Origin of the sequence: Aerococcus sp. 1KP-2016 (genome assembly GCF_002252085.1) — a bacterium.
GTDB lineage: Bacteria > Bacillota > Bacilli > Lactobacillales > Aerococcaceae > Aerococcus.
Genome location: NZ_NEEY01000021.1, coordinates 21,764 through 30,403 on the forward strand (window position 1 = coordinate 21,764; position 8,640 = coordinate 30,403).

General features: G+C 38.3%; 12 protein-coding genes. 1 reads left to right on the forward strand and 11 read right to left on the reverse strand.

Going from position 1 to position 8,640, the window contains the following annotated elements; translation table 11 throughout:
- Positions 1–99: 99 nt before the first annotated feature.
- The 6 genes from recO (B9P78_RS10530) to B9P78_RS05375 form a co-directional block, all read right to left on the reverse strand.
- The gene (gene recO, locus B9P78_RS10530; protein ID WP_255377079.1) at positions 100–597 is read right to left on the reverse strand and encodes a DNA repair protein RecO; all 498 of its coding nucleotides are present in this window, start codon (positions 595–597) and stop codon (positions 100–102) included.
- A 2-nt stretch (positions 598–599) separates the two neighbouring features.
- The gene (gene recO / locus B9P78_RS10535) at positions 600–899 is read right to left on the reverse strand and encodes a DNA repair protein RecO (RefSeq protein ID WP_255377080.1); all 300 of its coding nucleotides are present in this window, start codon (positions 897–899) and stop codon (positions 600–602) included.
- A 37-nt stretch (positions 900–936) separates the two neighbouring features.
- Complete coding sequence (gene era, locus B9P78_RS05360) at positions 937–1,881, reverse strand: GTPase Era (RefSeq protein WP_233487739.1); 945 nt, start codon at positions 1,879–1,881, stop codon at positions 937–939.
- An 80-nt stretch (positions 1,882–1,961) separates the two neighbouring features.
- Positions 1,962–2,378, reverse strand: coding sequence for a diacylglycerol kinase family protein (locus B9P78_RS05365; protein ID WP_094518484.1), 417 nt, complete (start codon positions 2,376–2,378; stop codon positions 1,962–1,964).
- On the reverse strand, positions 2,353–2,772 hold the full coding sequence (gene ybeY, locus B9P78_RS05370) for an rRNA maturation RNase YbeY (RefSeq protein ID WP_233487740.1): 420 nt from the start codon (positions 2,770–2,772) through the stop codon (positions 2,353–2,355). The genes B9P78_RS05365 and ybeY overlap by 26 nt, the downstream gene beginning before the upstream one ends.
- An 87-nt stretch (positions 2,773–2,859) precedes the next feature.
- Positions 2,860–3,819, reverse strand: a complete 960-nt coding sequence (locus B9P78_RS05375; RefSeq protein ID WP_094518486.1) for a PhoH family protein — start codon at positions 3,817–3,819, stop codon at positions 2,860–2,862.
- A 154-nt stretch (positions 3,820–3,973) separates the two neighbouring features.
- Between B9P78_RS05375 and B9P78_RS05380 the strand changes: the two genes are divergently transcribed.
- Positions 3,974–4,876: an NAD(P)-dependent oxidoreductase gene (locus tag B9P78_RS05380; protein WP_233487735.1), complete on the forward strand. Its 903-nt coding sequence runs from the start codon at positions 3,974–3,976 to the stop codon at positions 4,874–4,876.
- 419 nt (positions 4,877–5,295) lie between these two features.
- Here B9P78_RS05380 and B9P78_RS05385 read toward each other — a convergent pair whose 3' ends face one another.
- The 5 genes from B9P78_RS05385 to B9P78_RS05395 are packed head-to-tail and all read right to left on the reverse strand — an operon-like array spanning position 5,296 to position 8,133.
- Complete coding sequence (locus B9P78_RS05385; RefSeq protein ID WP_233487736.1) at positions 5,296–5,904, reverse strand: 2-keto-4-pentenoate hydratase; 609 nt, start codon at positions 5,902–5,904, stop codon at positions 5,296–5,298.
- A 20-nt stretch (positions 5,905–5,924) separates the two neighbouring features.
- Positions 5,925–6,062: a hypothetical protein gene (locus tag B9P78_RS10195; RefSeq protein ID WP_233487737.1), complete on the reverse strand. Its 138-nt coding sequence runs from the start codon at positions 6,060–6,062 to the stop codon at positions 5,925–5,927.
- Positions 6,063–6,100: 38 nt separating this feature from the next.
- Positions 6,101–6,223: an SDR family oxidoreductase gene (locus B9P78_RS10540; protein WP_255377081.1), complete on the reverse strand. Its 123-nt coding sequence runs from the start codon at positions 6,221–6,223 to the stop codon at positions 6,101–6,103.
- Positions 6,184–6,888 carry an SDR family NAD(P)-dependent oxidoreductase gene (locus B9P78_RS05390; RefSeq protein ID WP_255377082.1) on the reverse strand — a complete coding sequence of 235 codons (705 nt, stop codon included), beginning with the start codon at positions 6,886–6,888 and terminating at the stop codon, positions 6,184–6,186. The genes B9P78_RS10540 and B9P78_RS05390 overlap by 40 nt, the downstream gene beginning before the upstream one ends.
- 45 nt (positions 6,889–6,933) lie before the next feature.
- Entirely contained in the window at positions 6,934–8,133 is a 1,200-nt protein-coding gene (locus B9P78_RS05395; RefSeq protein WP_094518487.1) for an ABC transporter substrate-binding protein, read from the reverse strand.
- Positions 8,134–8,640: the final 507 nt, after the last annotated feature.

Sequence of the window (8,640 nt, forward strand, 5' to 3'; positions counted from 1 at the left end):
ATATGCCTTCAAAATGCTAGACCACAGTCGCTTTCACCATTCGACCTCGCTTGAGTGGGTTCACAGATCTACTTGTTATCTTCCTTGCACTTCTTTTATTTAGCTATTATCATACGTTTTTTCTTGTTTATCGTCAAGCGGATTGATAAAACTTTCCATTTGACTAATAAAGTGGTGACTTTTTAAATGTATGCCCACGTACTCTTCATAAAGCATATCAAGTGCGTGACGTAATTCTGATTTAGTCTGTTGACCTAGAGAAACAGTACCTAATTTGGCATAGGGTATCTGACTAAACATTCGGATAAAATAGCTCGCTCTCCTTGACCAATGTAAACGACGTTCATCCATATGGAAATGTTGTTCACACAATACCCCTGCATATTGCATGGAATAATCAAAGTTACCTTGCGTATTACCACAAATTGCACAACTTTTAAAGTTGGGTGTGACACCAAATTTGGGTAAAATCTGAATTTCAAAGATATTGGCGACGACTGTTGGATCAACACCCGCCTCTATTTTTTCTAATCCTTGCCAGAGTAAATCAAATAAGCTGTCTTCAGGAATAAAATCCTCAAAAGCTGCATCCGTCAAGCCTACCATATAGCTGCATAGGCATTTGCCTCAATATTTTGAATCGTCGTTTTGGGAAAATAACGGTCACCAACATCACTTAAGAAGGAAAATCCCTTATCATTAATCCTGCCTACGAAATTTGCCCGTAAATAAGGAAAGGCGATTTCACGCAAACCATTGTTGGTTCGTTGAATATTACGAATGAAAAACATGCGTTTACCAAATTCTTTGGTAAATATCTTGATCAACAGGTCATTTTCCTTATATTTACGCGTGAAAAGGACAATCCCATCGAAACGAGCGTAATAATCCTTTCGCATGGCCCTGCCCCCTTCTATTGTGAATGAAATTTCTTAACTAGTTCTTGTAGTTTTTGCTATTGTAACCTAAATTACCTAGGTCAGCTTTGTTGTTACGCCAATTCTTGATAATTTTTACCCATAATTCAAGATAAATACCTGAACCAAGTAAGGCTTCAATTTCCTTACGTGCTTCTACACCGATTTTCTTGATCATCTTACCGCCTTTACCAATGATAATGCCTTTTTGGCTCTTTTGGTCAACGATAATTGTCGCATAGACATGAACCTTGTCCAATTCATCTTTTTGCATTGAATCTACTTGGACAGCCACAGAGTGAGGAATTTCATCGAAAGTATTTTTCAAAATTTGTTCACGAATCAACTCTGACACAACAAAGTATTCAGGATGGTCTGTTAAGAAATCACTCGGGTAATATTGTGGTCCTTCTGGCAATAACTCAACTAAGGTGTGGACCAAACTCTCCACATTATTACCATTTAATGCTGATAGCGGTATAATGCCATCGAAAACTTCCTGGTTTGGAATTGATTGCATAAAGGTTGCTAAGGTTTCGGGTGATACCTTATCAATTTTGTTGACACCAAGGAACTTGCGCGTCTTTTTCCCTTTAATTTTTTCAATGACAAATTTGTCTCCAGGACCAATTGGTTCCTCAGCATTTACTAACATTAAAATGGCATCTACTTCATCCAATGATTGGTAAGCAGACGTATTCATAAATTCACCAAGCTCATTATGTGGTTTATGGATACCTGGCGTATCGATAAAAACGATTTGTGCTTCATCTGAAGTATAGACCGCTTGGATCTTATTTCGAGTTGTTTGTGCCTTATCAGACATGATGGCCACTTTTTGACCGACAACTCTGTTCAAGAATGTAGATTTACCAACATTTGGGCGTCCTACAATTGCAACGAAACCAGACTTAAAGCCTTGGAAACCATCACCTTCTGTTTCGTCTTCGTCACCTTCAAGCAGTTTTTCTAAGTCTTCGATATTATCAAAATCATTGATATTAAAATCTTCTATATTCAAATTTGTCTCCCTTTTTGTGTGCTTTAAAATAAAGCGATTATTTCTGGTAAAAATATCATTAATCCTACAATAATGGCCACTATTGATGAAATCAATACGCCACCTGCGGCTACATCTTTTACATTTTTAGCAATTGGATGATAATGATGATTGGTAATCAAATCGATTGTCCACTCAGCAATTGTATTGGAAATTTCCATGCAAATCACGATAGTACTAGTTAAAATTAAAATGAGCCATTTTTCCATTGGCAGTTGAAAGAACCATGCTGCAAGCATTACCAATACGAAACCCATCGTTTGATAGCGAATATTACGTTCATTCACCAGTGTAAAGCGAATGCCTTCCAAGGCATAACCTAATGACTCCATAAATGAATGATTCTTATCCACTTTATGAACATTTACTGGTTTTTTAGTCTCTTTTAAGGCCATAAGCATCTAAAATCTCTTTCTGTAAGCCAAACATTACTTTTTCATCGGCTTCTTCCATATGGTCGTACCCATTTAAATGCAAGAATCCGTGTAAAGCTAAGAAGCCTAACTCACGTTCAAAAGAATGCCCGTAATCAATAGCTTGTTCTCTCACCTTATCAATTGAGATAAATAAATCGCCTAATTCTCGTGGTAAATCGTCCGGCAAACCAATGATTGCCATTTCATCTTCGCCTTGGTCTTCAATGGCAAAAGAAATAACATCGGTTGGGCGATCAATATTACGGTACTCTTTATTAATTGCATGAATTTCTTCATCATCAACAATCGTTAATGATAATTCAATTTCACCGTCTAATTTCATATAATCCGCTGCATAGGCTAATAAATCTTGCAGCATCTTTTCATTTTCGGCTGTTAATTCACCGGTTTTGTCTTCGAAAAGTAAGTCTAACACCTTACCACCCTTTTCTATGTATAATGTAACTTAGTCTTCATTTGCATATGCTTTGATAATGGCAGAAACAACTGGATGACGTACAACATCAGCCGCATTGAAATTGACGAAGGCAATATCTTTAATGCCTTGTAATTGATTTTCTGCATCGATTAAACCTGACTTTGCCCCGCGAGGTAAATCAATTTGGGTTTTATCACCATTTACAATCATTTTTGACCCAAAGCCTAGACGGGTCAAAAACATTTTCATTTGAGCAACTGTGGTATTTTGTGCTTCATCTAAGATAACAAAAGCATCCTCTAAAGTACGACCACGCATATATGCCAATGGCGCAACTTCTATTATACCACGTTCAAGCAATCTTTCCGTATGTTCACGCCCATAAATTGTATACAAAGCGTCATAAATGGGTCTTAAATATGGATCTACTTTTTCTTTTAAATCACCAGGCAGGAAACCAAGACTTTCTCCAGCCTCAACAGCGGGACGAGTGAGCACAATTCGTTTCACACGACCTTGTTTTAAAGCTTGAACAGCCATCACAACAGCTAGAAAAGTTTTCCCAGTACCCGCAGGACCAATACCAAAAGTAATCGCACTATCTTTTACTGCATGTAAATATTGACGTTGACCGACCGTTTTCGTCCTAATGGCTTTACCTTCCACGGTACGACCAATTTCTTCCTCATATAAGCTGGCAAAATGACTTAAAGTGCCATTTTTAACCATCTTAATAGCAGTCACCACATCGCGTTCACCAATCACAATCCCAGATTGCATTACCACCTGTAATTCTTTTAATAAGGCAATAGATTGTCCGACAGCTTCTTCCTCACCGGTCACTTCAATTTGTTCATCTTTTGCAAAGACTTGCACCTCAAAGGCTTGTTCAATTAAAGCTAAATGCTTATCTTCTGTGCCAAATAGTTGGACCGCTAATGCAGGGTTCATCAAGGCTATACTTTTACTGATTGCAGATTCTGTCAAATGAAAACTTCCCCCTTTAATTATTAAATAAATTATAGCAAAAATAACTAGCAATTACGAATATACCGGTACTAGGTTTATGAGAATATACTCATTTTCGCATCAAAACTATAAGAGTGATACAATAGAGAAAACATTTTTAGGGGGTTTACCTATGTCCAAATTATTAACAATTGCAACAACCGTTAAGGATTGGCAAGTGGCTGAAATCGCAGCTTTGGCAGAGCATTATACTGTACGTCTCGCTAGTGAGCTCAAAGATGAGGATTTTCCAAATGTTGAAATTTTATATGGCTGGAAAAATGAGTTTGCAGATCAATTTTTAACACACGGATATGATAGCCTTCGCTGGATTCAAGTACAATTTGCCGGTGTAAACCATTTACCAAGTGAAATTTTATCCGATGACAATATCCGCATTACCAACATGAGTGGTATTCATGCTATACCTATTGCAGAAACAGTATTTGGCTATATTTTAAATCAATATCGCCATTTGCATCTTTACAAAACACGTCAAGCATCAAATACATGGCAAGCCGAAGCGGATCATCGCTCATTAACAAATAAGAAAATCATCGTTTTCGGTGCCGGTAATATTGGCCGTGAAATTGCTCGGTTAGCTCAAGCCTTCGGTATGACTACCATTGGCGTGAATACATCCGGCCGTTCAGTCGAATACTTTGATACTACATTAGATACAGACACAGCACTTGCTGAAAGTAGTGACGCCGACATTATCGTGAATGTTTTGCCTGCGACATCTGCAACCAACCATATATTTAATCAATCCTTCTTCGCACGCCAAACTGCCCAGCCTATTTTTATTAATGTGGGACGCGGAAATGCAGTTGTCGATGAAGACTTAATTACTGCCCTTGACAACAATTTCTTATCCTATGCCGCCTTAGATGTATTTGATGATGAACCGCTAACAAATAATCATCCTTTCTGGCAACACCAAAAAATTGATGTGACACCACATATGACTGGACAGGTTGAGCACTTTGCAGATGAAACCTATAAAATATTCCATGCTAACATAGTAGATATATAGCTACAAATAACTTGCCGGTAAACTTAGTGTCTAAAGAAAAAGGGTACTAGTTTTCATAAAAAAAACGAGGTTGGGATAAAATGTTCCAACCTCGTTTGCTGTATTGTGAACGAGCTCATTATAGAAAAATGCGAAATACTAGAAAATAATGCGAAATTTTATCATATAAAATTTCATTCTATAAAAAAATGACTATTATTATAGAATGAAGGCTCGTTCTTTATAAATAATAAAATCTATCACGCATGGAAATATATACTATAAAAAAATACCATATTTTATAGTACCGCCATTTATTCTTGATAAAAACGCCCAAAATTATAGAATGATAGGTTCATTCTATAATCGCAGTATTCTAAACAAATACAGAATAAGGCTTGCTTAGTAATGTTTGTCCTGTATTTTTGTCCCAGCCTCGTTTATTGACTTACATGCAAAGAAACCTTTGGTAAACCATCAAAATGGCCCACATAGTGTCCCGGCGTAATGACTTTGGGCATGTTTACTGCCCCCGAAGAAACAAACATCCCTGCTTGAATTTCTTTACCTCGAATATCTAACATTTCCGCCAACCATTGAACAGGATTTACTGGGTGGCCCATTATTTCAATAGAAGATCCTTCAGCGTATTGTTCACCATCAAGCGTAACCCGCCCCAAAAGGTTATCTATTTCATCATAGGTACATTGACGTGCTTCACCGTATACCAGAGCTGCATTTGCTGCACCATCCGCCTCTAATTCAAATTTAGAAATATTACCATACCAATCCATAAAGCGACTATCTGGAATCTCAAAACCAGCAGCAATACGGCATTTACGCATAATTGTTTCTGCAGAATCACTAACATATATGGTCTCATCTACTAGGAAGACAATTTCAAATTCAAGCAAGGGTTTGATGTAATCTGACAAAGAAATTTCATCCTTTACCAAACTTGAATCCGTCATTTCACCATATAATGGCGTATCTGTATTGAAAAAAACACGTTGCAATTTACCAGACAAGCTAATTTTATAGCCCGCCACTTTCTCCCCATTTTGAAATTTCAATCATTCACTGCAGCCTGAACTCTATAACCATCTTCTTCCGTAATAATAGGAAATTTACCAAAGGCAACCGGCTTATTATCACGGTAGGCATCATACAAAATTTCCGCAGATTTGCGTATTTCTATATCAAACATAACCAATCCTTTCCTTACATAAGTGAACTTTTACATACTTACATAGCGTCTGAAGCACCACCATCAATATTTACCGCAGTACCAGAAACATAAGATGCTGCATCTGAAGCTAAGAAAGTAATCACACGAGCTGCCTCATCGGTTTCACCAACTCGCCCCATAGGTGTATGGGTAGCTTGTGCTTTTTGTTTAGAAAATTCTGCCCAAGTTGGCTTCTCAGGGTCATTTTGCCACATTTTTCCACCTGCTCACTGCGAATATACCCAATACATACAGCGTTTGCTCGAATATTATATTCACCGTATTCCTTACTTAACTCTTTAATAACAGCCAATCCCGCAGCGCGCGCTGGAGATGTTGGAATAGATTTAGGACCCGGTGTTTTTCCAGAATTTGATACCACACTAACAATTGAACCAGCGCGTTGCTCACGCATATGTGGTAATACTGCTCGGGTAAAATTCGCAACCCCAATCAATTTAATTTCTAAGTCGAAACGCCATGCATCATTATCTACATCTTCAAATGAGCCTGCACGATGCCCACCCGCATTGTTGACTAAAATATCCACTGTGCCATATTTTTCTACTGTAGATGCAACTGCCTGTTCTGCCGCAGTTAAATCAGTGACATCAGCGACAGCATAATCGACTGTTTTGCCTGTTGCTGCCTTGATAGCAGCTTGAGCTTCTTTCAATCGGTCTTCACGACGTGCAGTAATCACAACATGTGCACCCTCACTAGCAAGCGTTTTGGCTGTTTCAAAACCAATACCTCTACTTGCTCCCGTAACAATTGCTACTTTTCCAGTTGGTCCTAATTCCATTTAAAAGCCTTCTTCCATTTGAATGTTTGTGAGATTATGAATTGATTATTTTACTTCGCTTACTTCACCTTCAGGAGAAATCATGATTGCTGTGTCTGTTGGTTTACCATTTTGCAATTCTTGAATGAAAGCCGGCGCATCAACTGTATGATCTTCATTCATTGTGTAGTCATAACAGATACCGTCAAAATCAGTCGTTTCTGCTATTGCTGCTCTAATGGCATCTGGGTCATTTGAATCAGCACGATCAATTGCATCCATCACTAGATTTGCCGCATCATAAGCCAATGCAGAGAATTGATCTGGTTCGGTACCATAAGTTTCACGGTAGGCTTCTACAAAGTCTTTCACATCTTGATCTGCATCTTCAGAATAGACATACATAGCAGAGTAGTACACATCCGTTACATTCTCAGCACCAGCTAAGTCAACCAAAGCTTGATTTCCGATACCCGTACCGCCAATTATTGGTGCATCTATCCCCATTTCACGTGCTTGTTTGATAATTGGTCCCGCTTCTTGATAATAACCCGCTATAAAGATGGCATCCGGGTCTTCTGCTTGCACGTTCGCTAAGATTGATTTGAAATCCGTATCTCCAGATACATACGATTCATCGATAACAATATCGGCTTGCACATTTTCGCTGAATACTTGACTTAAATTTTGCCCATGATCTGTTGAATTATCTGTTAAAAGAGCAACTGTTTCGTAACCTTGGTCATCTGTAAATTGTGCAAGTGATGTCCCTTGATCTGTTACTGCGTAGCAGGTTTTGAAGAACCATTCCCATACTTCACCAGTGGTATCATTAATTTCAGCACCATCTGTAGTAATTGATGGAGAAACCATAGGTACTTTCATATTTTCCGCTTGGGGTTGCGCTGCAAATGTTTCGGCTGCAGTCGCAGGACCAATAATGACACTCGCCCCGTTCTCTGCTAAGTAGGTAGTTCCTGCAGCAGATTCCTCACCTGTACCCTTATCATCATAATTCGTGTAGGTAACTTCTTTGCCATCTATCCCACCTGCTGCATTACGTTGATCAATTGCCAATTTCACAGCATTATCTTGCACGACACCATACGAAGCGGTGGAACCAGATAATGCCCATAAACCACCGATATTTACGGTATCTGCAGTATCTGTAGTCGCTGACGACGATGCAGTCGTCACACTCGCACATGCCCCTAACGTTAATGCCGATGTCAAAACTAGTCCCATACGTTTCATTACATGCTTCATAAATTATCCCCTTTAACAAACCGAAAATGACAAACAACAAACCGCATATTAAAAACAAAAAGACGGCAACCTGTGAACCAGGCTGCCGTCTTACTAGCTAGAGCCCGTCTCACGAGGAAAAGGACTCTCCAATTGGAAGAATCCTATTAGCTAATAATAATTAATAATTGGTCATGAGGAGCTACAATGATCAAAGAGTGGTCTAGCATTTGGTATTCTTTGTGCGTTTCTTTCATCATCAGTATCTCCTCCTTTTCTAATCTATTTATAATTTAACAAATGTGGCGGCAATTGGCAAGTGTTTTTTCATTGTTTTATCATTATTTTTTAATTTGATGAGTGCACAAAAAAAGAAGCCCAATTGGACTTCTCTTTTTTACGGGTCTCCGACTTTTGGTGTGGATGAGAAATCATTCAAACCTATTTTGTATAAAAATACAAAAAGACATATGAATATTTCCTATGCTAAAATTTAAGCGTCTAAACCAAAATTAGAAAGGAAATTCA

Bases quoted from the DNA above. Each gene is read 5' to 3' on its own strand.
- ybeY (WP_233487740.1), bottom strand. From the start codon at position 2,772: ATGCTGCAAGATTTATTAGCCTATGCAGCGGATTATATGAAATTAGAC.
- recO (WP_255377080.1), bottom strand. From the start codon at position 899: ATGCGAAAGGATTATTACGCTCGTTTCGATGGGATTGTCCTTTTCACG.
- B9P78_RS10540 (WP_255377081.1), bottom strand. From the start codon at position 6,223: ATGGGGCGAGTTGGTGAAACCGATGAGGCAGCTCGTGTGATTACTTTC.
- B9P78_RS05390 (WP_255377082.1), bottom strand. From the start codon at position 6,888: ATGGAATTAGGACCAACTGGAAAAGTAGCAATTGTTACGGGAGCAAGT.
- B9P78_RS05395 (WP_094518487.1), bottom strand. From the start codon at position 8,133: ATGAAGCATGTAATGAAACGTATGGGACTAGTTTTGACATCGGCATTA.
- B9P78_RS05365 (WP_094518484.1), bottom strand. From the start codon at position 2,378: ATGCTTATGGCCTTAAAAGAGACTAAAAAACCAGTAAATGTTCATAAA.
- B9P78_RS05380 (WP_233487735.1), top strand. From the start codon at position 3,974: ATGTCCAAATTATTAACAATTGCAACAACCGTTAAGGATTGGCAAGTG.
- B9P78_RS10195 (WP_233487737.1), bottom strand. From the start codon at position 6,062: ATGTTTGATATAGAAATACGCAAATCTGCGGAAATTTTGTATGATGCC.